General features: G+C 69.9%; 24 protein-coding genes. 12 read left to right on the top strand and 12 right to left on the bottom strand.

The features are described 5' to 3' along the window. Nucleotides 1–5 precede the first annotated feature (5 nt). Both AVR91_RS28715 and AVR91_RS28720 read right to left on the bottom strand, forming a co-directional pair. Nucleotides 6–2,162: a DUF6461 domain-containing protein gene (locus AVR91_RS28715; RefSeq protein ID WP_063276982.1), complete on the bottom strand. Its 2,157-nt coding sequence runs from the start codon at nucleotides 2,160–2,162 to the stop codon at nucleotides 6–8. A 67-nt stretch (nucleotides 2,163–2,229) separates the two neighbouring features. Then, nucleotides 2,230–2,589 (bottom strand): arsenate reductase family protein, encoded by a 360-nt coding sequence (locus AVR91_RS28720; RefSeq protein WP_063276981.1) that lies wholly within the window; start codon nucleotides 2,587–2,589, stop codon nucleotides 2,230–2,232. 91 nt (nucleotides 2,590–2,680) lie between these two features. Between AVR91_RS28720 and AVR91_RS28725 the strand changes: the two genes are divergently transcribed. Next, a complete protein-coding gene (locus AVR91_RS28725) occupies nucleotides 2,681–3,250 on the top strand; it encodes a YdeI/OmpD-associated family protein (RefSeq protein WP_063276980.1) in 570 nt (189 codons plus the stop codon). A 1-nt stretch (nucleotide 3,251) separates the two neighbouring features. On the opposite strand, the gene AVR91_RS28730 is transcribed toward AVR91_RS28725, so the two are convergent. Both AVR91_RS28730 and AVR91_RS28735 read right to left on the bottom strand, forming a co-directional pair. After that, nucleotides 3,252–4,457 carry a PP2C family protein-serine/threonine phosphatase gene (locus AVR91_RS28730; protein ID WP_063276979.1) on the bottom strand — a complete coding sequence of 402 codons (1,206 nt, stop codon included), beginning with the start codon at nucleotides 4,455–4,457 and terminating at the stop codon, nucleotides 3,252–3,254. 9 nt (nucleotides 4,458–4,466) lie between these two features. After that, complete coding sequence (locus AVR91_RS28735; RefSeq protein WP_063276978.1) at nucleotides 4,467–5,162, bottom strand: TetR/AcrR family transcriptional regulator; 696 nt, start codon at nucleotides 5,160–5,162, stop codon at nucleotides 4,467–4,469. A 59-nt stretch (nucleotides 5,163–5,221) separates the two neighbouring features. On the opposite strand from AVR91_RS28735, the gene AVR91_RS28740 reads away from it, so the two are divergent. The 9 genes from AVR91_RS28740 (at nucleotide 5,222) to AVR91_RS28780 (ending at nucleotide 16,746) form a co-directional block, all read left to right on the top strand. Beyond that, entirely contained in the window at nucleotides 5,222–6,019 is a 798-nt protein-coding gene (locus AVR91_RS28740) for a thioesterase family protein (RefSeq protein ID WP_063276977.1), read from the top strand. 78 nt (nucleotides 6,020–6,097) lie between these two features. After that, nucleotides 6,098–8,131 carry a hypothetical protein gene (locus AVR91_RS28745; protein ID WP_063276976.1) on the top strand — a complete coding sequence of 678 codons (2,034 nt, stop codon included), beginning with the start codon at nucleotides 6,098–6,100 and terminating at the stop codon, nucleotides 8,129–8,131. Nucleotides 8,132–8,427: 296 nt separating this feature from the next. Beyond that, nucleotides 8,428–8,835, top strand: a complete 408-nt coding sequence (locus tag AVR91_RS28750; RefSeq protein WP_063274538.1) for a DoxX family protein — start codon at nucleotides 8,428–8,430, stop codon at nucleotides 8,833–8,835. Between the two features lie 298 nt (nucleotides 8,836–9,133). After that, complete coding sequence (locus AVR91_RS28755; RefSeq protein WP_016331726.1) at nucleotides 9,134–10,426, top strand: extracellular solute-binding protein; 1,293 nt, start codon at nucleotides 9,134–9,136, stop codon at nucleotides 10,424–10,426. Continuing rightward, nucleotides 10,423–11,409, top strand: coding sequence for a carbohydrate ABC transporter permease (locus tag AVR91_RS28760; RefSeq protein WP_038518598.1), 987 nt, complete (start codon nucleotides 10,423–10,425; stop codon nucleotides 11,407–11,409). Before AVR91_RS28755 ends, AVR91_RS28760 begins: the two co-directional genes overlap by 4 nt. Further along, nucleotides 11,406–12,236 (top strand): carbohydrate ABC transporter permease, encoded by an 831-nt coding sequence (locus AVR91_RS28765; protein WP_016331724.1) that lies wholly within the window; start codon nucleotides 11,406–11,408, stop codon nucleotides 12,234–12,236. Before AVR91_RS28760 ends, AVR91_RS28765 begins: the two co-directional genes overlap by 4 nt. A gap of 3 nt (nucleotides 12,237–12,239) precedes the next feature. Then, nucleotides 12,240–13,682 (top strand): glycoside hydrolase family 3 protein, encoded by a 1,443-nt coding sequence (locus tag AVR91_RS28770; RefSeq protein WP_063274537.1) that lies wholly within the window; start codon nucleotides 12,240–12,242, stop codon nucleotides 13,680–13,682. 193 nt (nucleotides 13,683–13,875) lie between these two features. Continuing rightward, nucleotides 13,876–15,777, top strand: a complete 1,902-nt coding sequence (locus AVR91_RS28775) for an elongation factor G (protein WP_063272418.1) — start codon at nucleotides 13,876–13,878, stop codon at nucleotides 15,775–15,777. A gap of 15 nt (nucleotides 15,778–15,792) precedes the next feature. Further along, complete coding sequence (locus AVR91_RS28780; protein WP_063272419.1) at nucleotides 15,793–16,746, top strand: LLM class flavin-dependent oxidoreductase; 954 nt, start codon at nucleotides 15,793–15,795, stop codon at nucleotides 16,744–16,746. Nucleotides 16,747–16,992: 246 nt separating this feature from the next. Here AVR91_RS28780 and AVR91_RS28785 read toward each other — a convergent pair whose 3' ends face one another. After that, nucleotides 16,993–17,856, bottom strand: coding sequence for an NAD(P)-dependent oxidoreductase (locus AVR91_RS28785; protein WP_063272420.1), 864 nt, complete (start codon nucleotides 17,854–17,856; stop codon nucleotides 16,993–16,995). A gap of 104 nt (nucleotides 17,857–17,960) precedes the next feature. Between AVR91_RS28785 and AVR91_RS28790 the strand changes: the two genes are divergently transcribed. Continuing rightward, nucleotides 17,961–18,254: a hypothetical protein gene (locus AVR91_RS28790; RefSeq protein ID WP_143254137.1), complete on the top strand. Its 294-nt coding sequence runs from the start codon at nucleotides 17,961–17,963 to the stop codon at nucleotides 18,252–18,254. A gap of 5 nt (nucleotides 18,255–18,259) precedes the next feature. Here the strand turns inward: AVR91_RS28790 and AVR91_RS28795 are convergent, their stop codons facing one another. From AVR91_RS28795 to AVR91_RS28805, 3 genes are all read right to left on the bottom strand, one after another. Next, complete coding sequence (locus tag AVR91_RS28795) at nucleotides 18,260–18,997, bottom strand: GNAT family protein (protein WP_063272422.1); 738 nt, start codon at nucleotides 18,995–18,997, stop codon at nucleotides 18,260–18,262. Between the two features lie 55 nt (nucleotides 18,998–19,052). Continuing rightward, nucleotides 19,053–20,147: a glycosyltransferase family 4 protein gene (locus AVR91_RS28800; RefSeq protein WP_143254138.1), complete on the bottom strand. Its 1,095-nt coding sequence runs from the start codon at nucleotides 20,145–20,147 to the stop codon at nucleotides 19,053–19,055. A 78-nt stretch (nucleotides 20,148–20,225) separates the two neighbouring features. Next, a complete protein-coding gene (locus AVR91_RS28805; protein ID WP_063272423.1) occupies nucleotides 20,226–21,014 on the bottom strand; it encodes an inositol monophosphatase family protein in 789 nt (262 codons plus the stop codon). Nucleotides 21,015–21,032: 18 nt separating this feature from the next. Here AVR91_RS28805 and AVR91_RS28810 point away from each other — a divergent pair, with 18 nt between their 5' ends. Beyond that, nucleotides 21,033–21,728: a creatininase family protein gene (locus AVR91_RS28810; RefSeq protein ID WP_063272424.1), complete on the top strand. Its 696-nt coding sequence runs from the start codon at nucleotides 21,033–21,035 to the stop codon at nucleotides 21,726–21,728. On the opposite strand, the gene ribA is transcribed toward AVR91_RS28810, so the two are convergent. From ribA to AVR91_RS28830, 4 genes are read right to left on the bottom strand one after another with little or no spacing between them, the layout of a single operon-like run. Then, a complete protein-coding gene (gene ribA / locus AVR91_RS28815; RefSeq protein WP_076857460.1) occupies nucleotides 21,684–23,276 on the bottom strand; it encodes a GTP cyclohydrolase II in 1,593 nt (530 codons plus the stop codon). The genes AVR91_RS28810 and ribA overlap by 45 nt on opposite strands. After that, entirely contained in the window at nucleotides 23,273–24,091 is an 819-nt protein-coding gene (locus AVR91_RS28820) for a methyltransferase domain-containing protein (RefSeq protein ID WP_063272425.1), read from the bottom strand. Before AVR91_RS28820 ends, ribA begins: the two co-directional genes overlap by 4 nt. Further along, nucleotides 24,088–25,155 (bottom strand): glycosyltransferase family 4 protein, encoded by a 1,068-nt coding sequence (locus AVR91_RS28825; RefSeq protein ID WP_063272426.1) that lies wholly within the window; start codon nucleotides 25,153–25,155, stop codon nucleotides 24,088–24,090. The genes AVR91_RS28820 and AVR91_RS28825 overlap by 4 nt, the downstream gene beginning before the upstream one ends. After that, nucleotides 25,152–25,550, bottom strand: a complete 399-nt coding sequence (locus tag AVR91_RS28830; protein WP_016331711.1) for a 6-pyruvoyl trahydropterin synthase family protein — start codon at nucleotides 25,548–25,550, stop codon at nucleotides 25,152–25,154. The genes AVR91_RS28825 and AVR91_RS28830 overlap by 4 nt, the downstream gene beginning before the upstream one ends. Nucleotides 25,551–25,557 lie beyond the last annotated feature (7 nt).

The raw sequence follows: 25,557 nt of genomic DNA on the forward strand, positions 1-25,557 counted from the left end.
GGGATTCACCGGTCCAGCATCCGGCGAGCGTGGTCGAGCAGGTCCGCGGCGGAGGCACCGGCCGCGTACCGGGCGGCGTTCAGCGTGCCGATCGCGGCTCCCAGCGGATCCGGGTTGGTCGCGCGGTGGATCGCTTGCCACAACCAGGCGTGTTCCCGGTGCGCGTGCAGTTGCGATCTCCTGGCCAGTAGCTCCGCCTCCGGGCTCAGCCCGCGGCGCGCCAACGTATCCGCGAAGGCGGGCTCGCCGACCACACCAGCGTTTTCGGCCGCGACGGTGGCGGCGTGCCAAGCCAGGTCCCGCAACGTCTCGTCGGCGAGGAAGGCCAGGCGGTCGGTGTCGGCGCCCAGCGGGCCGTCGCCAGGGTATTTCCGTGAACCGTCCGCGTTCCGCACCTCGGGATACAGCCGCGGCAGCCGCGGCACGATCCGGTACGCGACGTCCGCCGCCGTCATCCGCTCGATGTCCTCGGCCTTCATCCGGTATCCGGTGTACCGCTCGACGGCGACGAACGCCTTCTCCCGCCGGTCGCGATAGCTGCCGAAATCGAGGTCCGCCAAGGCTTCGCGCACGCCCTGGTCCGCGATCTCCTCCTGGTGCCCGAGTTCGAACCCTGCGAGGACCTTTCCCTTGTCCGCGAACGACAACCGGGTCAACCCGTTGACGTTCCAATACATACTCGCCGTCCGGCCCGCCAAGGACAGCGGCTCCAGGACCGGCTCGTACGAACCCTGGTAACCGTTGAACTCGGCGGCCAGCACCCCGCCGTCGACGCGGAGCACGACCACCCACGGGTCCAGCTCGAACAGCTGCGACAGTTCCAGCGCGGACACCGGCTCGGCGGGATCGGCACCGAAGCCGCGGAGCACTTCGGCCGCGTCGCCTCCCGCGATCACAGTGACAGTCGCCGCATCACCGAGCGCGCTCTCGCCGATCCACCGGTAGTCGGCCTCCGGCGGGCTACCCCTCTCCGGTACGGGCTCGCCGCGAAGCACGTGGCCGAGCCGATCCGCTTGCTTGTGAACGACGTCAGGCGCAGGCGACGCTTCCCAGAGCATCAGTTCATAGCGTTCGCGCTCGTCACCGTCCCGGCCGATCGCGTGCACCCGGACCCGGAAATCTCCCGGCCACGGTGGGGTCACGGGCCGACGGCGGTCATCTTCGCCGAAGGTCGCGTCACCCCGCTCCGCCCGCCAGGAGATCTCGACGACCTCGTCCCACCAGTCGACGTCCAGCCTGTCCGGTGGCCCCTCGAGGATCTGCGTCGACACCTGCATCTGCCCATCGCCGAGCCCGGTCCGGACGGCGACTCCACCGGGAACCGTTGCGACGAGGCCATTTCCGCTGAAGTCGGCCTCGTCTTCCACCGGCCGCTCGGCCAGCACGAAGCGATGCCCGCGCACGGGTGCCGAACCCGACGAATGCGACGGGAGCAGATACTCGGCTCGGCGTTTCTCGAGCAACGCGGCCGGATACGCGGACGGCATCGGACTTTCACGCAACAGGGCCGAGACGGCGCCGAGCGCGACACCCACGACGACCGGCGGCTTTCCGGCGAGCAGCGGAGCCTCGATCCGCTTCAGGATCGGCATCGCGACCGCGACGGCCAGCGCGAGGTGGGCCGCGCCGTGTTCCGCGGCGAGTTCCTCCTCGCCGTCGGACTCCGGCGCCGGCCGCAGCATCGGGCTCACGTCCGCGTGCGCGGCCAGCTCCGCGACCAGCGCCACGATCAACCCGGACACCCCTGGGCTGAGCTGATCGAGCAACCGCACCTGGGTCACGGTCTCGGCGACCGGCCCGTCGATCATCATGAAGCCGAAGGAGCGCGGTGTCCCCTCCGGCTCCCGCACAGCCGCGGCGACCTCGTCCGGGACAGCGACCGACAGCCCGTCCAAGGTCAGTTCGAGCGCGCCGAGCAGCCGTTCGGAGACCGGGTCGCCGAGAGAACGCAACAGGCTCAACGCTTCCGACTCGCCGTGCCCGGTCATCAGCCGCCCTGCTCGCGGGGTGAAAGCGTCCGGCCTGGCCTCCGGCGCGCCCAGCCTGCCGAGGGCCGCGGCCGGACCGCGAGGGATCCGGGCGCGGATCACCGGGGCCAGCTCGGCGACCACCGGCACGAGTGCCTCCACCAATCCCGGCGGTGTTCCGACGTGCTCGTCCACCCCAGACCTCCTGCGCTTCGTCGTCGGCAGGCACCGTAGCGATTCCCACCGACAACTTCCGGCGCCGTCAGCCGGGCAGCACCGATCGAACGGCCTCCGGGGTCCGCCCGACCACGGTCGTGCCGTCGTCGGCGGTGATGATCGGCCGCTGGATCAGCTTCGGATGCGTCGCCAGCGCCTCGATCCACCGGTCGCGGTCGGCGGGAGTGCGCCCCCACGTCTTGAGTTCGAGTTCCTTCGCGATCGGCTCGGCGGTGCGGGTGATGTCCCACGGCTCGAGCCCGAGCCGCTTGAGGACGGCCTTCAGTTCCTTCGCCGTCGGCGGCTCCTCGAGGTACTTCCGCACGGTGTACTCGGCCCCCGCCTCGTCCAGCATCGAGACCGCGGACCGGCATTTGGAACACGCCGGGTTCACCCAGATCTCCATCCGGGACCACCTCCCTTCGAAAAGTACTCACTCGATGAGCACTTTGCTTCCGATGATGGTCACAGACCCTACGACGAAAGGACTCCCGGCCATGGACGAGACCATCTTCAGCGCCGCCTCCCCCGCCGAGTGGCGTGCCTGGCTGGCCGAGCACGCCGGGACCGGAAGGGAGGTCTGGCTGGTCATCCGGCACAAGGACAGCGGCGTCCCCAGCGTCCGGATCGAAGAGGCGATGGAGCAGGCGCTGTGCTTCGGCTGGATCGACGGGCTGCACCGCAAGAACGACGCCACCAGCTCGCGGCTGCGGTTCACGCCGCGCAACCCCCGGAGCACGTGGAGCCGGGTCAACCGCGAACGGGCCGCGCGCCTGATCGCCGAAGGGCTGATGACCGAACGCGGCCAGGCGATGATCGACCTCGCCAAGGCGAAGGGCCGCTGGCAGGTCGTGCCGGACGGCGACGGCGTCCCGGAGGACCTGCGCGCCCGGCTCGACGCCGACGACGCCGCCCGCAACCACTTCGAGAAGTTCCCGCCGTCGTCGAAGCGGCTGATCCTGGAATGGATCCTGACGGCGAAGAAGCCGGAGACCCGGGAGCGGCGGATCGCCAGGACCGTCGAACTCGCGGCCGTGAACGTCCGCGCGAATCACCCGGTCCGGTGACTCAGTTCGGTTCGAACCGGGTGACGAGGAGGGCGATGTCGTCCTGCGCCGGGATGTTGCCGACGAGCGCGGCCATCACGCGTGCGCAGACCACATCGGGCCGGTCCGCGGAGATCACGCCCGCGAGCCGCTGCAGGCCGACGTCGATCAGCTGGTCCCGGCGCTCGACGAGACCGTCGGTGTAGAAGGCGAGCACGGCGCCGGCCGTCAATTCGACGACGGTTCTTCGGCGCCCCGGCCCGGTGACCCCGATGGGCGGATCGACCGGCGCGTCGACGAACACCGACGGCCCGCCGGGCGGCGCGAGCACCGGCGGCAGATGCCCGGCCAGCGAGATCGCCATGCTGTCGCGCGAAGCCGTCACCAATCCGTACACGACGGTGGCGAGCGAACCCGGTTCGAAATGCTGCACCTTCCGGTCCAGTTTGGTCAGCACTTCCGCCGGGTCGTCCGATTCGAGCGCGTAGGCGCGAAGCGCGCTGCGCAGCCGTCCCATGATCACGGCGGCGTTGAGGCCGTGCCCGGCGACGTCGCCCATCACGATGCCGAGCCGTCCGCCCGGCAGCGCGAACAGGTCGTACCAGTCACCGCCGACCCCGGGTTCGGTACCCGGTACATACCGCGCGGAGAACTGGATCCCCGGGACGGCGGGCAGCCGCGCGGGCACCAGGCTCCGTTGCAGCGCCGCCGCGGCCGCGCGATCGGTCGACGAGAGTTCGATCTGCGCCGCCAGCGCGAGCCGCGCGGCCACCAGCTGCAGCAGCTCGATGTCGGTCTCGGAGAACTCCCTCGGCGTCAGCGACCCGACGTGCAGGACCCCGATCAGTTCGTCGCCCGCGAGCATCGGCACGCCGAGCAGCGTGCTCAGCCCCCGTTCCCACAGGAGCGAGTTCACCACCGTGGTCTCGTCGACGTGGTCGATGACCACCGGACGGCGTTGCTCGGCGACCTTGCCCGCGAAGCCGGCGCCGACGGGCACTCGCACGTCCTGGTAGACCTCTTCCTCGATCCCCGAAGCGGCGATCGCCAGCAGCTGGTGGGCCGACGGGTCGTGCCGGAGCACCGTGGCGGTGTCGACGCCGAGCACCTCGCGTACGCGCGCCAGGATGGTGGCCATCACCTTGTCCTGGCCGAGGTGCCCCAGCTCCGTGTCGGTGATGGCTTCGAGCACCTGGAGCCGGTCGTCGGCGGTCGGGGTCTCGGGCATGCGCAGAGCCTAGCCAGCCCGGTCGGCGGCCACCGCCCAGCCCGCCGCCAGTCCGTCGAGGTCAGCCGTCAGTACGGCACTCGGCGGAATGGCGTCCCGCGGGACCCGGCAGGCGAGTGCCGTACCGAGCCCGGCCATCCGGATGACGCTGTCGATCAGCGCCTCCGGCTCCTCCGGCCAGTCGAATCCCGGCTGGGCGATCAGCAGGCTCACGCAACCGTGCATCGCCGACCAGAGGCCCATCGAGAGGACCTCCGGTTCGCCGCGCAGGATCCCGGCCCGCACGCAGGCGGCGGTCGCGTCGGCGAGATACCGGAAGCAGGCGACCGCGCCGGGCGACGAACCGCCGGAGGGACGCATTAGGAGCACGCGGTACTGCACCGGATGGTCGAGGGCGAACCGGGCGTACACCCGCGCGCGGCGGCTGAGGGCTCGCATCGGATCGGCGACCTCGACGGCGTGCTCGCGCATGCGGCGGGCGAGTTCGTCCCACACCCGCAGGCAGACCGCCTCCAGCAAGGCGTCCCGGCTGGGGAAGTGCGCGTACACCGACGGAGTGGAGACCCCGGTGCGGCGCGCGACGGCCCGCAACGTCAGCGCCTCGTCGGTGCCCGCCTCGCCGAGCAGGGCGTCGGCGGCGGACAGGATCTCGCCGCGCAGCCTGTCCCCTTCACCCGGCCGCGCCTTCGTCCGCTTCGCGCCCATGCCGTGATGCTGCCAGCATTGACTTGACACCGTCAACTTGACAGTGTCAGCTTGACGGCATGGCGCATTTCCGGACCGCGACCGCCCTCCGCCGCCGAGGCGGCGACCCGGTCTTCGACACCGAGCTCGATCCACAGTGGACGATCGGGACGAAACTGCACGGCGGCTACCTCCTCGCCGTGCTGGCCAAGGCGGCCGCTGAGGTGTCCTCGCATCCGCATCTGACCGCGATCAGCGGCTCGTTCTCGGTGGCCCCCGAGCCCGGCCCCGCGGTCGTGGAGGTCGAAGTGCTGCGCGAGGGCCGCGGCCTCACCCAGCTGCGCGCGCGGCTGAGCCAGGGCGGCGCGCCCTGCACCGAAGCACTGATCACCCAAGGCGTCCTGACCGACGGCGACGCGTGGTGGTCCGGAGTGGACCCGGTCGAGATCCCGCCGGAGCAGGACTGCCTGCCCGTGCCCGCCGACGGCGGTGGCGGCTTCCGCATCGGCCTGATGGACGTCGTCGAGCAGCGCCTCGACCCGGCCGCGGCGGGTTTCGCGGTGGGACAGCCGTCCCGGAAAGGCGTCATCTCGTCCTGGCTGCGGCTCGCCGACGGCAGCGACTGGGATCCGGTGAGCCTGCTCGTCGCGCTCGACCCGGTACCGCCGATCTCCTACGACCTCGGCATCGCGGGCTGGGCGCCGACCGTCCAGTTCACCGCGTACCTGCGTGGCCTCCCGGCGCCGGGTCCGGTGCGGGTGCGGATGCGCGCGGGCGAACTCGGCGGCGACCGGATGGACGAGGTCGCGGAGCTTTGGGACGAAAAGAACCGGCTGATCGGGCAGGCGACCCAGATCGCCGCCGTCCGTCTCCCCTGAACCACCCGAAAGCGGGTTCATGACGCGGCGCCGGGAGCTAAGATCCGGCTTCGACGTCATAGTTCTGGGGGCAGGACCATGGAAGTGGAACCACGTCGCGCGGGCGAGAACGAGATCACCCGGCTCTGCCGGGCCCTGGTGCCGCTGGCCGCCGCCGGCAAGTACGCCGAGGCCGCGTCGACCTATCGCTGGGTGAGCAGGGCCTCGTCCGGCGACCCGCTCCGGTACGGCGATCACGCGCTGCGGCTGGAATTCTGCGCCCTCACCGGCAACGAGCACACCGGCCTCGACCTTCTGTCGCTTTTGGACGGTGTCGGCGACCATTCGGACGCCGTCGGCAGGCTCGAGTTCTTCGCCTCGGCGGCACTGCTCACCCGCCGGTTGACGGAAACCGGATACGGCGAGATCCCGTTTGTCCTCAACGGCCCGTACGACGGCGTTTCCCTGAGCAGGCTGCACGAACGGATGCGGGCGGCGGCCTTCGTCGAAGCCGAAGAACTCGACGGACGCGAGCACTCCGGCTACTTCACCGGCTACGCCGAACGGAAGATGGCCGCGAAACCGGTCGCGGAATTCGTCCCGCTCCTGCCGTCGGCGCTCCCCCGGGCGCCGGTCCTGCCGCCGCCCGGACTGTCCGCGGAGGAACTCGTCATCCGGGCGGAGATCCACAATCACCGGTGCGAACCGGAGGAGGCGCGAGCCTGTCTCGACGCGATCGAAAGCGTTCCGGACGAAATCGCCCCTCGGCTGAGCGAACTGCGCGCGATCTTCTTCCAGGGCGAGGACACCGAGGAGCGGCTGCGCGAGGCCGCCGCCGGTTTCCGGCGCCAGGGCGACGAAATCCGGTTCCTGCTCACCCAGTGCTGGCTCGGCCTGTGGCTCGTTTTCGACGATCAGGCCGAGACCGGGGTGGCGCTGACGACGGTGGCCGCGTCCCGCTTGCGCGCCGGGACGGACGAACGCGCCGCCTGCTGGGGCGAATACTGGCTGGCGCACGTGCTTTCCGGGCAGGGCCGCACTTCCGAGGCATACGAGGCCTTGCGACGGGGCGCTGAGCGGGCCGGCGCGGTCGGTGATCCCTTGCTCCTCGGAACCCTGCTGTGTCTCGAAGCGTCGTTGCGCAACGGCGACGGCGAGGATCCGGTGACCACACTGGAACTCGCGCGGTCGGCGACGGACGCCTTCATCGTCGGGAACGTCGGCGAGAAGGCCGTCGAGGCGGTCGAACAGGTCCGGATCGCCTACGAGCGCACGGGATCGCTCGACGAATTGGACGTCTTCGTGGAGCACATGCTGGCGACGCTGCCCGTGGGCGGCCCGGAACGGTTGCGCGGACATCTCCGTCACCTACGGGCGTTGTCGCTGATCGGCACCGGCAGGTTCGCCGAAGCCGTCGACGACGCCTACGCGTCTCTCGGTGTCTCCGCGTCGAAAGGCAAGGACACCGCGGAACATTGGTACGTCCTCGTCACCGCACTGCACGGTGCGGGCCGCTACGACGAGGTGCTCGACGTCGCACCGCGCGCCATCGCCCTGCTCGCCGCGTCACCGGACTGGGGCCATCGCTGCCGGTGGATGTACGCCGACAGCTACCGCGCGCTCGGCGAATCTTCCCGCGCCTTCAACGAATACGCCGTCCTCGCCGAGATACTCCACGATTCGGGCGACACCGGGCACTCCTACATCTCGGTGAGCATGGCCGCCGCCGAACAGCTCGATCTGCTCGGCTACGGCGCGAACGCCGCGGATTTCTACGCGCGGGCCGCCGACGCGGCCTTGGCGATCGGCGGCGGCTACGTGGCCGCCACTTGCCGTAACGCGGCGACGCTTTCCCGGCTGCGGTCCGGCGATGTCGACGCGGCGCTGAGCGCGCTCGACGCCGCGGAAACCGCCGTGCAAGCGGTGGAAACCGAGACCGTGCCCGCCAGGGAACATCTCGTGGCGCAGCTCGACCACGTCGCCGCCCACGTGCTCAGCGCCGCCGGCCGGGTTCGCGAGGCCGCCCGCCGCGCGCTCCGCGCCGCCGAAACGTTCCACCGGATAGGCGAAGCCGAGTCCGCCCGCGACGTCGACCTGTTGCTCGAACAGATACTCCTCGGCGACCAGAAGTGACGTGCCGCTTCGGTCCAGTGGGTCGTGAGTGGNNCCGAAACGCCACTCACGAGGCCGGTTGGGCACCCGAGTGCGGCATCCGGTCACGCGAGTCACGCCCGTGCTCACGCCGCGCCCTGCGTTCCTAGTCCGTGAAGGCCTCCTTGAGGGAACCAGAGTCCCTCAAGGAGGCCTTCACGGACTTCCGGCCGGTAGGTATCCAAGGCACCTTTCGCCCTGAACCGAATCGCCACTCACGACCCACTGGACCGAGGCACGCCTTGCCAGCCCCGCTCACCAGGAGAAAGATCCCCGGCATGTCCGGACGAAGCCTGCCCATCGGCTCGATCGTGCTGTGGGTCGTGCGCATCGCGCTCGCAGCCGAGTTCCTCTACAGCGGCTACCTGCTGTTCTCGGGCGGCCACACCGAACAGGTCTTCGCCGAGATCGGGCTCGGGCAGTGGCTCCGGTACGTCACCGGCGTGCTCGAGGTCGCCGGCGCGATCGGCCTGCTGATCCCCCGCTTCGGCGGGCCGTCGGCGTTGCTGCTGGCGGGCGTCATGGTGGGCGCGAGCGTCACGGAACTGTTCATCCTCGCCAAGGGCGGCCCAGTCCTCCCGCTGATCCTGCTGATCGTCTGCGCGACACTGGCGTGGTTCCTCCAGGATCAGACGCGCGCGCTGCTCGGGATCCAGCCGCCCGAAGACGGCGACGACGACCGCTAGCCGAACGCGCGCCACCCTTACACCGAACGGCGCAAAGCTCGCCCGCCGAATGCCCCGATCACCGGGACGGACAAAGAAAAACCGCATGTCAGTCCGCCTCGCGAGGCGCTGACGAGCAGACCGAAATCCGATCATCAGCGTGATCATCCGCTCACTCAAGGTTATGGATTGCGGCTCGTTTACAACGAACCGGCCACCCGCTTGACAGTCGGAGTGGTACGTACCACGCTGCCCGCATTGGTCTACACCATTTTGTGGGAGCTCGGCATGGTGGCCGGGCATCGAAAGGACGGCACGAGTGAAGCGCTGGCTCAAGATGGCTGCGGGCGCCGCCGCCATCACCCTCGCGACGGCGGGCTGCGCCGGTTCCGGCAGTGGCGACAGCACGAATTCGAGCGCTGCGGCCTCGAACGGCTCGCTCACGGTCTGGCTCATGACGGGGACCGCCCCCGAAGCACTGACGAACTCGCTCCACAAGGAATTCGAAGACGCGCACCCCGGCGTCAAGGTCAAGTACGAGATCCAGCAGTGGAACGGCATCCAGCAGAAGCTGACCACCGCGCTGGCCAGTGACAACCCGCCGGACGTGATCGAGCTGGGCAACACCCAGACCCCCGCGTTCGCGAACCAGGGCGTGCTCGCCGACCTCACCTCGAGCGTGAACGACTTCAACGGCGCGCAGTGGCTGCAGGGCCTCAAGGCTTCGGGCGAGTTCGACGGCAAGACCTACGGCGTCCCGTTCTACGCGGCCAACCGCGAGGTCATCTACCGCAAGGACATGTTCGAGCAGGCGGGCATCACCGCGACGCCGAAGACGCGCGCGGAGTGGCTCGACGCGATCACCAAGCTCAAGGCCAAGTTCGGCAGCGACCCCGAGTTCCAGGCCCTCTACCACCCCGGCCAGAACTGGTACGAGCTGCTGTCCTACATCTGGGACGAGGGCGGCGACATCGCCCAGGCCAACGGCAAGTCCTTCAAGTCGACCCTGGACTCCCCGCAGGCGAAGGCCGGGCTCGAGTTCTACAAGCAGCTCACCGACGCTTCGGGCACCAAGGCCCCGAAGGACGCCGACGAGGCCACCCCGCAGCAGGCCGGCATCTACGGCGCGGGCAAGGTCGCGATGATGATCGGTGTCCCGGGTGAGGTCGACACCGCGGCGAAGACCGACCCGAAGATCAAGGAGAAGTCGGGCGCCTTCGCGATCCCGGGCAAGACCGCCGACAAGTCGGCCCCGGTCTTCCTCGGCGGCTCGAACCTGGTCATCCCGGCCAACAGCAAGAACGCGGCCGCGGCGAAGGACTACGTCAAGCTGTTCTCCACCCCGAAGTACCAGACCGAGCTGGCCAAGGCCGGTTACGTCCCCGGTACCTCGACCGACGTGTCCGCGCTCGACGCGAACCCGCTCACCAAGGTGATGGCCGAGGCTTCCAAGAACGGCCGCGCCGTGCCGACCAGCCCCAAGTGGGGTGACGTCGAGTCCGGTCAGAACCCGATCAAGGACATGCTGACCGCCTACCTGACCGGAACGAAGACGCTCGACCAGGCGACCGCCGACGCCAACGCAGCGCTCGACAAGCTCATCGGCGGATGACCACGACGAAAGATGTGACGATGCCGGCGGGGGCCACCCCGCCGGCATCGCCGCGCATCAAACCCCCGAAGTCGAACCGGCGCCTCCGCCTCGGCGAGCGGACGGCGCCGTACCTGCTGATCCTTCCCGCGCTGGTCGCGATCCTGGTCCTGCTGGGCTGGCCGACGCTGCAGCTGATCGGGATCAGTCTCCGCAAGCTCGACCTCCGTGAGCTGGTCTCCGGGGAGATGGTCTGGGTCGGATTCGAGAACTTCTCCGAGATCCTGTCCGACTCGGAATTCTGGGAGATCACCGTCCGGACGCTGGTGTTCACCGCGTCGGTCGTCATCCTCACCCTGCTGCTCGCGCTGCTCATGGCGGTGCTGATGCGGCATCTCAACCCGGTGGTCCGGGTGATCGTGCAGGTCGCGCTGATCCTCGCGTGGGCGACGCCGGTGGTCGCGACGACCACGGTGTTCCAGTGGATCTTCGACCAGCAGTACGGCATCTTGAACAAGACGCTCGCGAAACTCGGTTTCGAGAGCTTCATCGGGCATTCGTGGTTCTCCACCGGCCCGAGCACGCTCACCGTCATCGGGATCCTGGTGGTCTGGCAGGCCGTGCCGTTCGTGGCGTTCACGCTCTACGCCGGGCTCCTCGGCGTTCCCAAGGAGCAGTACGAGGCCGCGGGGATCGACGGCGCCAACGCCTGGCAGGCGTTCTGGGCGGTCAGCTGGCCGGCGATCCGGCCGATCCTGACCATGGTCACGTTCCTGTCGGTGCTGTGGGACTTCAAGTTGTTCGCCCAGGTGTGGGCGATCCGTCAAGGCGGGCCGGACGGCGCAAGCACGACGCTGCCGGTCTACATGTACCTCAAGGGCCTCGCGGGCAACCACTTCGGCCTGGCGGCCACCGCCGCCCTGCTGATGATGCTCGTGCTGATCCTGCTCACCGCCCGGTACGTCCAGCTGCTGGTGCGCACGAAGGAGGCCGACCTGTCATGAGGAAGTCCCTGACCCAGCGGATCGGCCTCGGCACGCTCGGCGTGGTCGTGGCCCTGCTGTTCGTCTTCCCGACGTACTGGATGTTCACCTCGTCGCTGAAGACCCCGGGCCAGGTCCTGTCCCCGGACTACGACCTCGTCCCGCTTTCGGTGACGTTCGAGAACTTCGTCTCGGCGCTGACGAAACCCGGTTTCACCACCTACCTCGCCAACAGCCTGATCGTCACGCTCGGCGCGGTGCTGTGCTCGCTCGTCGCGGGCGTGCTGGCCGCGGTTCCCTTGTCCCGTATGCGTTTCCGTGGACGCAAGGGGTTCCTGCTGCTGGTGCTCGTCGCGCAGCTGGCGCCGTTCGAAGCGCTGCTGATCCCGATGTACCTGCTGATGCGCGACGCCGGGCTGCTCAACCAGCTGCCTTCGCTGCTGCTGGTGTACTTCGCGGCGACGCTGCCTTTCACGTGCTGGATGCTCTACGGCTTCGTCAACGGCATCCCGTACGACCTCGAAGAGGCCGCGATGATCGACGGGTGCAGCCGGGCGGGTGCCTTCCGCCGGGTGACGCTGCCGCTGCTCGCGCCCGGACTGGTGACCACGTCGGTGTTCAGCTTCATCACCGCGTGGAACGAGTTCCTGTTCGCGTTCGTGTTCATGCGCGACCAGAACAAGCAGACGCTGCCGGTGTGGCTCTCGTCGTTCCGGACGGCGTTCTCCGTGGACTGGGGCGGCATCATGGCGGCGTCGGTGATCTACGCCGTGCCCGCGCTGGTGTTCTTCATCATCGTCCAGCGCAAGCTCGTGTCCAACCTGACCGCAGGCGCAGTGAAGGGGTAATCCTTGTCTTCACCGGAAAAGCTCGCCGCATCCGTTCTCGTATCGGGCTTCGACGGCACCACCGCGCCGGATTGGCTGCGCCGCAAGGTGGCGGACGGTCTCGGCGGCGCGATCCTGTTCGGCCGCAACGTGGTCGACGACGAGCAGGTGGCCGCGCTGAGCGCGCAGCTGCGGGCGGAACGGCCCGACGTGCTCGTCGGCATCGACGAGGAGGGCGGTGACGTCACTCGGCTCGACGTCGCCACCGGCTCGTTCGTGCCGGGACCACTCGCACTCGGCGCCGCGGACGACGTCGAGCTGACGACCTCGGTCGCGGCGGCGCTCGGCGAGCGGCTGGCCGCGTGCGGGGTGACGATCAGTTTCGCCCCGTGCGCGGATCTCACGCTGGCGGCCGAAGATCCCTCGATCGGCGTCCGGGCGTTCGGTTCGGATCCGGTGAAGGCGTCGCCGCATGTGGCGGCGTTCATCACCGGGCTGCAGAAGTACGGCGTGGCCGCGTCGGCCAAGCATTTCCCCGGGCACGGGGCGGCGACGGACGATTCGCACCACGCGCTGCCGGTGCTGCCCAGGACCGAGGCGGAACTGCACGAGATCGAACTCGTCCCGTTCAAGGCGGCGATCGCGGCGGGGGTGCGCGCGGTGATGACCGGGCACCTCGTCGTGCCCGCGTGGGGTGAGCTGCCCGCGACGCTCAACCCGAAGGCGCTCACCGACGTCCTGCGCGGCGAGCTCGGCTTCACCGGCGCGGTCATCACCGACGCGCTGGACATGGGCGCCGTCGCGGGCGAACTCGGCAAGACCGAGGGCGTCGGACGGGCGTCGGTGCGGGCGCTGATCGCCGGCGCCGACGCGCTGTGCCTCGGCGGGGTGTCGTTCGAAGAGGACGAGCTGAACCGGATCGCGGCGGTCATCGCGGCCGCCGTCGAGTCCGGTGAGCTGCCGCTGGAGCGACTGGTGGAGGCGTCGGAGCGGGTCGCCGCGCTCGGCACTCCCCCGGTGTCGACGCCGATCTCCCCGGTGGATCACCGGCTCGGCCTGGAGGCGGCGCGCAAGGCGTTGCGGATCCAGGGTTCGCCGAAGCTGGACGGGCCGCCGCTGGTGATCGACATCGAGACCGAGCCGATCATCGCGGCCGGACCAATGCCGTGGGGGCTCGGCTCGCATCTGACCGAGCTCGTGCCCGGCACCCGGGCGCTCAAGGTCGGCGCGGACGGGATCGCGACCGCGATCGAGGCCGTCCACGGTGCCCGCGACCTCGTGGTGGTGACCCGCGAGGCGCACCGGCACCCGGAGGTCCGCGAGTTCCTGAGCTGGCTGCGCGAGTCCTCTGTGGACTACATCCGGGTCGAGACCGGCGTACCGGGACCGGAGACCGACGGCCCGCGGATCGACACGTTCAGCGGGTCCTACGTCAGCCTCCGGGCCGCCGCTGAGTACCTGGCCTGATTTGCGCGTGAAGGCCCCCTTCCCTCGGCTCAGCCGAGGGAAGGGGGCCTTCACGCGCGTTATTCGGTTGCGAGGCCGGAGCGGGGGTGTTGTAGTCCTGGGGATCGGTTCCCGGCCTAGGAGATGATCGTCTTGCGAGTGACCACGTCCTTCCCTCAGGTAATTCCCGCCTACCTCAAGGACGAGACCACTCGTGAAGACCCTCAATCTGGGGATTCTGGCGCATGTTGACGCCGGGAAGACGAGCCTGACCGAGCGGCTGTTGCACACCGCCGGGATCATCGGCGAGCTGGGCAGCGTCGACGACGGCAGCACACAGACCGACACGCTGGCACTCGAACGCGCCCGCGGTATCACCATCAAGGCGGCCGTGGTGTCGTTCGCCCTCGGCGACGTCACCGTCAACCTGATCGACACCCCCGGCCACCCCGATTTCATCGCCGAGGTCGAACGCGCGCTCGGCGTGCTCGACGGCGCGATCCTGGTGCTGTCGGCGGTCGAAGGCGTCCAAGCCCAGACCCGTGTCCTGATGCGGACCTTGCGGCGGCTGGGCATCCCGGTGCTGCTGTTCGTGAACAAACTGGACCGCCGCGGCGCCGATCCGGAGCGCGTGTTCCGGGAGATCACCGAGAAACTCACGGCGTCGGCGAGCACGATGGCTCCCGATCGGGTGATCGATCTGCTGGCGACGCTCGACGAGGACTTCCTCACCGAGTACCTCACCACCCCGGAGGCTTTCACGCCGTCGCGGCTCCGCGCCGAGCTCACCGCGAAGGTCGCCGAAGGTCTCGCTCATCCCGTCTACTTCGGGTCCGCGATCACCGGCGCCGGGATCGACGCGCTCCGCGACGGTATCGAGAACCTGTTGCCCAGCAAGGACGCCGACGTCCACGCGCCGCTGTCCGGCACGGTGTTCAAGGTCGAGCGCGCGCCGGGCGGCGAGAAGATCGCCTACGTGCGGCTGTTCTCCGGCAGCGTCGCCGTGCGCGACAAGGTCCCGCTCGGTGACGGCGAAGGCAAGGTCACCGCGATCAGCGTTTTCGACAACGGCTCGGCCGTGCCGTCCGCATCGGCCGAAGCCGGGCGGATCGCGAAGATTTCGGGGCTAGACGTCCGGATCGGCGACGTGCTCGGGGCCCGGCCGCCGATGCGGGAAGCGCGGTTCTCGCCGCCGACGCTGGAAACCGTCGTCTCGCCGGTGCGCCCGGCCGATCGCGGGCCGCTGCATCAGGCGCTCACCCGGCTGACGGAACAGGATCCGCTGATCGGCCTGCGGCACGACGAGGTCCGCCAGGAGACTTCCGTTTCGCTGTACGGAGAAGTGCAGAAGGAGGTCATACAGGCGACGCTCGCGGACGAGTACGGCATCGACGTCACGTTCAGCGAGACGACCACGATCTGCGTCGAACGGGTCCGCGGCACCGGGTCGGCCGTCGAACTCATCGGCACGGCGTCGAATCCCTTTCTGGCCACCGTCGGACTGCGCGTCGAACCGGGAAGCGGGTTCTCGTTCCGTCTGGAGGTCGAACTCGGCTCGATGCCGTATTCCTTCGTCAAAGCCGTGGAGGACACGGTGAGGAAGACGCTGCGCGAAGGCATCCACGGCTGGGAAGTGCCCGACTGCGTCGTGACGATGACGCATTCCGGCTACTACGCCAGACAAAGCCACGCTCACGGCACCTTCGACAAGAGCATGTCCAGCACCGCGGGCGACTTCCGGGATCTGACGCCACTGGTGCTGATGGCGGCGCTGCGCGAGGCCGGGACGACCGTGCACGAACCGCTGCACCGGTTCACCCTGCAGACCCCGGCCGACACGCTCGGCCCGGTGACCGCACTGCTCGCGCGGGCACGCGCCGTCCCGCGGACGACGCTCACGAAAGGCGGGACGGCCGAGCTCGAAGGCGAGATCCCGGCGGCGAAAACCCATGAGGTGCACCAGCTTCTGCCCTCGGCGACCCGAGGCGAAGGCACGATGGAGACGACGTTCGACGGCTACCGGCCCGTCCGGGGAGCGGCGCCGTCGCGATCGAGGACCGATCACAACCCGTTGGAACGCAAGGAATATCTGTTACGCGTGCTGCGGCGCGTCTGAAGAACGGAGAACGTCATGGTCTCACGGCTCGGGGTCAGGATCCCGCGCGAGCTGCCGGCCGCCCGGCTGAAGAGCCTGGCCCAGCGCGCGGAGCAGGAAGGCTTGGACGAGGTCTGGATCGTCGAGGACTGCTTCTACGCGGGCGGGATCGCGACGGCGTCGGCGGTGCTGGCGGCGACCGAGAAGATCACGCTCGGCATCGGCATCATGCCCGCCGTGGCGAGGAACCCGGCCATCGCGGCGATGGAGATCGCGGCGATGGCGGAGCTGTACCCGGGACGGCTGATCGCCGGGTTCGGGCACGGGGTGCCGAGCTGGATGCGGCAGATCGACGCGTGGCCGAAGTCGGCGCTGGCCGCGTTCGAGGAGACGCTGACGGTCATCCGGCGGCTGCTGGCGGGTGAGCGGGTTTCCTTCGAGGGCAAGCACGTCCGGCTCGACGGGGTCGAATTGGAGTTCCCGCCCGCGCTGCCGCCGAAGCTCGTCGCCGGCGTCCGCGGCCCGAAGTCGCTCGCGGCGGCGGGCCGGGTCGCCGACGGGACGCTCCTCGCCGAACCGGCGACTCCGGAGTACGTCCGCGCGACGCGGGACCTGATCGGCGTCGAAAGCCATTCGATCGCCACCTACAACTGGCTGGCCCTCGACGCCGATCCCGAGCGGGCCCGCGAACGCGCCCGGTCCGACGTCGCGTCCGCGATCGGGCCGAACTCCGGCCCGGCATTGGAGCCGCTGGACTTCGGCGCCGAACTGCTGGCCGAGGTGAAGGCCGCCACCGACCGCGAAGACCTGGCGCGGCGGTTGCGGCCCGAGTGGATCGACAGGCTGAGCATCAGCGGCCCGCTCGACCGGTGCGTCGAGCAGATCCGCGCGCTGTACGCGGCCGGGACCGAGTCGGTCATCCTGCTCGGCGAGCCGGAAGAGGAGTCCTTCGCCGCCGCGGGCCGGATCGCCTCGGCCCTGCGCGGCTGACCCCTTCCGCATTTCGTCCTATGAATGCGGTCGGGGGCGGCGGTGCCTGAGGTGAAGGGTACTTTCCCCACATCTGATGCGGCGAAAGCTCCCTTCACAACATCCAAGCGACCGTGGGCACCGTCGTGAAGGCCTCCTTGGGGACGTTAGATGTCTCAAGGGTGGCCTTCAGGACATCGCCGGGCCCTGCCCCAAGCACCGCATTTAGAGGACTAAATGCGGTCCTTGCACACGCAACGACCGCGTTTAGTCCTCTGGATGCGGACGGGTGTCGAGCGCCCTGATCACGGCGACCATGTCCTCCTCGCCGAGACCGAGCCGCGCGGTCTCGGCGTAGAGGGCGCGGGACGCCTCGATCAGCGGCAGCTCCAGGCCCGCGTCCCCGGCCGCCGCCGCGATCAGCTCGACGTTGGCCAGCACGTTCGCGATCGACGCCTGCGGCGCGAAGTCCTCGTCGACCAGCTTGGGCGCCTTGACCCGCAGGATCGGGCTGGCGAGCTGCCCCGCGCCGAGAACGTCGGAGAGCAGGCCGAGATCCAGCCCGTGCGCCCGGGCGAAGTGCACCGTCTCGGCCAGCGAAGTCACGACCGCGGTCAAGTGCACGTTGACCGCCAGCTTCATCAGGAGCCCGTTCGGGACCGGCCCGCAGTACACGGTTTCCCGGCACATCGGCCCGAACAGCTCCCGGATCTCCTCGACCGCGCCGGGGTCGCCCGCGAGCATCGCGACCAGCTCCCCTGCCTCCGCCGGGACACGCGAACCCGAAACCGGCGCTTCGACGTACTTCGCCCCCGCCGCGACGAGGTCCGCCTCCAGCGCACGCGAATGGCCCGGCGCCGTCGTTCCCATGTGGACGATCGTGCGGCCGGCCACCCGCCCGGCGAATTCGGGCCCGCCGCGGTCGAGCACGGCGTCGACGGCGTCCGCGTCCTTGAGCATCAGGATCACGACGTCGCAGCGCGCGAAGAGGTCGGCGACGTCGGCCACCTGGTCGGCCTTGCCCGGCGTGCGGTTCCACCGGAGCACCGGGACCCCGGCCCGCACCAGGTTCCGTGCCATCGGCTCGCCCATGCTGCCCAGCCCGGCGAAACCGACTCGTTCGAGGTCCATGGGCTCCACTCTGCTGCACCGGAGGACGGCACCGGACCCGGTGCGACGATTGCGGCGGAAATCGCGAGGAATGCCTCGCGCCGCGATGACGAGGAGTGAGCACGATGGCCTGGCCCGAGAAGGACACTCGTCGAGTCTCGCTTCGCAACGGCCAGACGTTCCTCTGGCACCTCGACGCCGACTGGGAACGAACGACGCGCGCGATCCGCGTCAAGGAAGACGGCACCGACGGCCAGATCCTCGTCCTCGACCCGTACCACCACGCCTTCCTGCCGACTCAGACGCAGGTCCGCCGCGCCATTCGCGACGCCTTCCGCGCCGGGTGGCGGCCTGGCATCAGGCTCCCGCCACTCGAAATGGTCTTCGACGGCGAGCGCTTCCGCCGCCGCGAAGACTGAGCCGATCAGAACGGGTGCTCCATCCACACGTTCGCCTCCACGTACACCCCGCAGTCCCGCTCGATGTCCGCGTGCACCGGCGCGATCCCGCCGGGGATCACGTTGTCGCCGTCGACGAGGTCGACGCCGCTCCACTCCTTCCAGTCCGCGATCGAGCCCGAAATGGTCACCGCGAACGGGCACACCTTGATCATCCGCGCGCCGAGCCGTTCGTGGGTCCGCAGCCAGCGGTCGGCGAACAGCCCGTCCTCGCGCCGCCGGAGGGCGTAGTCCTCCATGAGCACGCCGGGTTCGTCCTCCTTGCCGATCGGGCGCACGGAGACGATCAGCCGCTTCAGCCCGGTCTCGGCCGCGCGCGCCTTCAGCGCCTTGAGCATCGGCGTGGACAGGCCGGTCCCGCGCATTCGCGGCGCCACAACGACTTCGAGGGCACAGAGGGTGTCCGGCGCGCGGCCGTCCATGACGTCCTGCGCGGCCCACTGGATCGCCTCGTCCCATCCGTGCGACGGCAGCTCGTGGCGGTCTTCGGCCGGATAGGTCAGCGGGACCGACAGGGCCCGCGCGATCGGCGCACCGTCGTCATCCAGCGCGATCAGGAAATACCGGGACCAGTGGCGCAGGAACCGGTCCGGCGTGATCATTTTGCCGCTGAACCCGGCGTAGATGAACTCACCGCCGACGTCGCCGAGATTCAGCGCGGCATCGAGGAGATCGGGACGGGACGCAAGGTCGACGATTCGCATGCCGCCCAGTCAACCGATCCGGTGATCTCCGCCGATAGCTGCTTCCGGGCGATGATCAAACCGGCTGACGCGGCGCCGCCTGCAACCGGGAGAGGACGTCGGTGAGCCTGCCCGCGGCGACGTCCCATTCCTCGAGGACGCTGCTGCGCGCGAGCGCCGACGTCCGCAGCGAATGGCGGAGTTCGGCGTCGAGCGACCAGCGCAGCAACGCCGCCGCGAGTGCCGAAGGGTTGTTCGGCGGCACCAGTATGCCGGGCACACCGCCGCCGGGAGCGGTTCCGAGCGCGTCGTGCGCGCCGGCGGTTTCCGTGGCCACCACGGGAATCCCGCGCGCCAGCGCCTCGGCGACGACCAGTCCGGACGTGCCACCGCGGGCGGGCAGGACGAGCAGATCCGCGCCGTCGTAGACCAGATCGAGGTCGCCCGGCGGCTGGATGAGGCTGATCCGGGAGCCGAGCCCGAGCCGTTCGACCGTCCAGCGCAGTTCGTCGACGTACGCGGGATCGTGGTGCGTCGCACCGGCGAACACGCATTTGAACGCCAGTTCGTCCACCATGGAAAGCGCCCGGATGAGCACGTCCTGGCCGTGACGCGCGGTCATGGGCGCGAGACACAGCAGCCGCGAGACGCCGTCGGCCCCGGCGGCGAGCGGCGCCGCGTCCGTACCGGGTGTCGCCACGTAGACGCGGGTCGGATCGAGGTCGTGGCGGTCGATCAGCTGCCGGGCGAGCCACGGCCCGGTGGCGACGATCATCCCCGCCAGCCGCAGGGTCTCGCGTTCGCAGGCGTCGAGTTCGGCGGCCTGCGCCGGGTCGAGCGCGGGATCGTCGGCGAGCGGCCGGTGGACCAGGACGGCCAGCCGGAGCCGCCGCGCGTGCGGGACGACGATCTCCGGGACTCCGCAGGCGACCGTGCCGTCGATCAGGACGACGGTGTCGTCGGGCAGCGCGGCGAGCGAACGGGCCAGTCTCGACCGGGACAGCGGCCCCGGCATCGGCCATTCCCCGGCGATCGGCAGTTCCAGCAGGGGAAGGCCGGTGGCCGGGAGGTTCTGGCACATCCGGCGGTCGTATTCACCGCTGACGTCCTCCGTTTCGCCCGGCAGGACGAAGACGACCGGTTCGGTCACGCGGACATTCGAGGTGAACACGGTTACCTCCAGATGCGGGCGCCTTATCTGGAGACACGGATGCGACACCCGTCCGGTTCATTTCCGGGCTGACAAAGTTCAGCCGCGCACGCGCGCGAGGGCCGCGACGATGTCGTCCCGCAGCCCGGCCCCGACCGCGATCGTCGCCGCCGAACGCACCGTGTGGTCGCCGCCGTCGATGTCGACGACCACTCCCCCGGCCTCGCGTACCAGCAGGACCCCCGCCATCGTGTCCCACGGTTTGTTGGCGAGGATGACGCTCGCGTCGAGTTTGCCGTCCGCGACCCAGGCCAGGTCGATCGCCGCGGAGCCGAGGAAGCGTACCCGCTGCACCCGGCCGCCGAGTTCGGCCAGCAACGCCATCCGGACGCGGTTCTTGACCTCCGCGCCCTCGCCGACCGCGAAATCGCCGATACTCACGATCGCATCGGACAGCTTCGTCGCTTTCGAAGCCGTAAGACGTTCTTCGCCCGCGTACGCGCCCTGGCCCTCCACAGCGGTGTAGGTGACGTCGAGGAACGGCAGGGAGATCACCGCGACCGTGCTCTTCAGACCGTCGACGAGCCCGAGCGAGACGCCGCACAACGGAATCCCCCGCGCGAAGTTCGCCGTGCCGTCGACGGGATCGAGCGCCCACCACAGGTTCTCGTTCCCCTCGTGCCCGCGCTCCTCGCCGAGGATGCCGATCTCCGGGGTCTCGCGCGCCAGGAACTCGCGGACGGCATCCTCGACGGCGAGGTCGACGTCGGTCACCATGTCGCGATCACCTTTGGCGGCAACGGAAAACGACGTCATCGAGCGGATGATCCCGGTCGCCTTGGCGACGGCCTCGCGGGCCACGGACAACACTGCGGCGTGGTCGGTCATGTGGGTACCGTAGCCCGCGTGAACCTGTTCCCGACGGCCACGACGGCCGACGAAAGCGCCCGTGGCGCCGAGGTCGCGGTGCTGCCCGTCGGCAGTTTCGAACAGCACGGCGCACACCTCCCGCTCGCCACCGACGCGGTGATCGCGACGACGATCGCCGACGCCCTCGCCGCGGCGTATCCGGTGCTGCGGCTCCCGCCGATCACCATCGGCTGCTCCCACGAGCACGCGGATTGGCCGGGCACGGTCAGCATCTCCGCCGCGACGCTGTACGCCGTGGTGAACGACGTCGCCGCCTCGCTGCGCCGGTCCGGTGTGCCGAAACTGGTGCTGGTGAACGCGCACGGCGGCAACTACGTCCTGTCCAACGTGGTCCAGGAGTCGACGTCGCCGATGGCGCTCTTCCCCGGCGTCGAAGGCTGGCAGGCGGCGCACGACGCGGCCGGGTTGGAGACGTCGCTGGACAGCGACATGCACGCCGGCGAACTGGAGACCTCCATCCTGCTCCACGCGCATCCTTCGCTGGTCCGGCCCGGTTTCACCGAGGCGGATCACCTCGCCGACGACAGGCGGCACCTGCTGACGGTGGGTCTGCGCCCGTACGCGGAATCCGGTGTGGTCGGGCGGCCTTCGCTGGCGACGGCGGAGAAGGGGCGGCTGGTGCTGGCGTCACTGGTGGAGAGCTTCGGGGACACCTTGGCCGCGCTCCGCTGACTCGATCAGGTCCAGATGCGGCAGGAAATGGTGCATCCGTTCCTGTTTGGTCCGCAGGTACCGCAGGTTCTCGTCGTTGGGCGTGACCAGCAGCGGCACCCGCTCGCTGATCCGCACGCCGTACTGTTCCAGCTGGTCGACCTTCGCCGGGTTGTTGGACAGCAGCCGCACCGACCGCACGCCGAGATCGTTCAGGATCTCGGCCGCGGCACGGTAGTCGCGGGCGTCCACCGGCAGCCCGAGCGCGATGTTCGCCTCGACGGTGTCGAGCCCTTCGTCCTGCAGCCGCATCGCTTTCAGCTTCGCGAGCAGGCCGATTCCGCGTCCTTCGTGGCCTTGGGCGTACACGAGGACTCCGGCTCCCTCGTCGACGATCGCCCGCAGCGCGGCGGCCAGCTGATCTCCGCATTCGCAGTGCATCGAGCTGAACACGTCTCCGGTGAGACATTCCGAATGGACCCGCGCCAGCGTGCCCGAGGTCGCGACGTCGCCGTGAACCAGCGCCATCTGTTCGGTGCCATCGGCGTCCAGGTACCCGTACGCGCGGAAAACGCCGTACCTGGTGGGCAGTCTGGTCTCCACGACCCTCTCGACGGTCATCGGGCTTCTCCTGTCTGTTCGGTGACTCTTGACAGAACGCGCGAGCAGGACGCCCGCGCCGGGAAGGCTGGAGACGAGCGCGAGCACGCCGTAGACGACGGCCACGGTGACTCCCTGCGCCGAACCGAGACCCGCGGCGCCGAACAGCAGCGCGCAAACGCCTTCGCGCGGGCCCCACCCACCGATGTTCAGCGGCAGCCCCATCGCCAGCAGGGCGAGGATCATCAGCGGCAGCAGATCGCCGACCGGCGCGGTGACGCCCGCCGCGCGCGCGGCGACGACGAACAGGGCGAGATGCCCGGCCAGGGTGGCGACCGAAAGCAGGCCCACGCCGGGCCAAGTCTCCTTCGTCAGCAGGCCGAGCCGGACGTCGGCGAGGGAGACGGCGAACCCGCGGCGCCATTTCGATCCACTGTGGATCCATCGCCGTCCGGCCGTCATCCCAGTGACGACGGCCGCGAGCGCGAGCACGACCACAGCGATCCCGGCGGCCGTCACCACCCGGTCGATCGGCGGCGGCACCACGGAAGGCACGCTGAGCACGACGGCTACCGAAGCGCCGATCACGACGATCTGCCCGGCCGTGCGTTCCAGCACGACCGCGCGGACGCCGCGCGGGACGTCACCGGTTTCGCGCCCGTGCTGAACGGCGCGGTTGACGTCGCCGAGCACGCCCGCCGGCAGGACACCGTTGAGGAACAACGCGCGGTAGTACTCGCCGACCGCGCTCTTCAGCGAGAGCTTGAGACTGAGCCGACGAGCGACCAGGCGCCAGCGCCAAGCGCTGAAAACCGTGGTGGCGAAACCGATCCCGAGCGCGGCGGCGATCCCGCCCGCGTCGACCTCGCGCACTCCGGCCAGGAACGCGCCGGTGCCCAGCTGCCAGACCAGCGCACCGAGGATGGCGAGCGCGCCGAGGATCCGAAGCCAGGGCCAGAGCCGTTTCACGCGGGCACCACCAGGAGATCTTCGTGCTGGATCACCGCGTTCAGCTCCCCGGCGGCGCACTGCGCGAGCCGCCACTGCAGGTAGGAGTCGCCGTCCGCCGCGAGTTCCGGCCGCTGTTCGCAAGCGGCGCCGACCCAGCCGGTGAGCCACTCCGCGGTCAGCGCGCCCTGATCCGCCCCGAGCCGCCACGGGCTCGGCGCACGCCGCACGGTGGCGCCGAGACGTTCGAAGACCCCGAAGGCGACGTCAACCGCGTCCGGTCCGAGCAGCCACCGGCCACCGGTCACCCGGCGCTGATGCGCGTTGAAGGCGTCCGAGATCTCGATGTCGAACTTGTCCTTGGGCGAAAGCACCACCCGGCCCGAAACGCTCAGCGTGAACAGGACCGCGCAGCGCGCCTCGACGCACGCCTCCGCCAACCGGGACATCTCCTCGGCGGTGAGCAGGTCGAGCAGTGCCGACGCGGCCACGAGCGAGGTCCCGGCGAGGTCGTCGGCGCGTAACTCGGTGATGTCACGCTGTTCGGTGACGACGGTGACCTCGCTTCCGTCCAAAGCGTGATCCGGACGGCTGGTGCGCGCCAGCGCGTGGGTGAGCAGGTCCGGGTCGCGGTCGTGCAGGATCCAGCGCTGGCGGCCGGGCAGCCGCCTGGCCAGCCAGCGGCCGAGCGAACCGGTGCCGCAGCCGAGATCCCGGATGACGACCTCGTCCTGTTCCGGCAAGAAGGACCGCACCGGCTCGATCAGCTCGGTCGCGCGAGCGGCGGCGTCGGCGTCTTCACGCAGCTGGAGCCAGCTGGGGGCGTACTTGGTCATGCCGCCGTCCGTTCGCTCAGTAGCACGGCGGCGACGCCGCGCGCCGTCTCGTCCCAGCCGGTCAGCGTCTCGCGGCGTAGGCGGGCGGAGGCGCGAAGGCGGTCACGCAGGTCAGGTTCGGTGAGCCAGCGGCGGAGGGCCGCGGCCAGCGCGTTGACGTCCTCACCGGGGACGAGCATCCCGGGCACACTGCCGTCGGGTGCCTGCCCGAGTGTGTCCGGCAGGGCGTCGACGGCGGTCGTGAGCACGGGGATGCCGCGCGCGAGCGCCTCGGTGACGACCATGCCGTAGGTCTCCGCGCGCGAAGGCAGCACGAGAAGGTCTGCCGCCGCGTACGTCGCTTCGAGCGCTTCGCCGGACCGGGGTCCGGTAAGGGTGAACCGGTCGCCGAGTGTGTGTCGCCGCAGGCGTTCGACGTAGCGGGTCTCGCGACGGATGGCGCCGACGCACTCACAGCTCCATGGGAGGTCCTTCAGCGACTTCAACGCGTCCGCGAGCAAGCCCTGTCCCTTGCGCGGCGTCACGTTGGCGACGCAGACCAGATGCGTCCCGTCCAGGCTCCCCGAAGCGATTTCGGCCTTGTCGACCCCGGGCGGCACCACGTGCACGCGGTGCGGGGCGAGGTCGTGGTGCTCGATCAGCCGTCGCGCCGCCCACTCGCTGGTCGCGACCACGGCGTCGACCGCGCCGAGCGTCTCCCGCTCCAGCCGGTCCAGCTCGGCGGCGAGCGAAGGCGAAAGTCCCGTCTCGTCGGCCAGCGGCAAATGCACCAGCACCGCGAGCGACAGGCGGCTCGCCGCGGGGGCGATCACCTCGGGCACCCCGCAGGCCACCAGCCCGTCGAGCAGGACCGCGGCGCCGTCCGGCAGTTCGGCCAGCTTGCGCGCCAGCACCTTGCGCGCTTCGGTGTCGGGCCGCGGCCAGTTCCCGCGCACGGGGATCTCGTGGACCTCCACCGCTTCGGCGGCGAGGCCGTCACACAGCCGGCGGTCGTAGACGTTGCCGCCGCTGGGCGCGCTCACGTCGTCGATGTCGTTGGGCAGGACGACGTGGAGGCGGCTCACAGCGCACGCTCGTAGCTCGCCCACGCGACGTGGGATTCGTGCAGCGAGACGGTGAGCCCTTCGAGGCCGCGCGCGCCCTCACCGAGCGCCCCCGAATGGACGCGGTCGGCCAGCCGATCCGCGATGACCTTCGCGAGGAACTCGGTCGAGGTGTTGATCCCGGCGAACTCGGGCACGTCGTCGAGGTTGCGGTAGTTCAGGTCGGCGAGCACCGCTTTGAGCTCTTCGGTGGCCTTGCCGATGTCGACGACGATGTTGTCGGCGTCCAGTTCGGACCGGCGGAACGTCGCGTCCACCAGGAAGGTCGCGCCGTGCAGTCGCTGTGCTGGGCCGAAGACCTCGCCGCGGAAGCTGTGGGCCACCATGACGTGGTCGCGGACGGTGATACTGAACAACGGACCT

This window comes from Amycolatopsis keratiniphila subsp. keratiniphila, assembly GCF_001620365.2.
Classification (GTDB): domain Bacteria; phylum Actinomycetota; class Actinomycetes; order Mycobacteriales; family Pseudonocardiaceae; genus Amycolatopsis; species Amycolatopsis keratiniphila.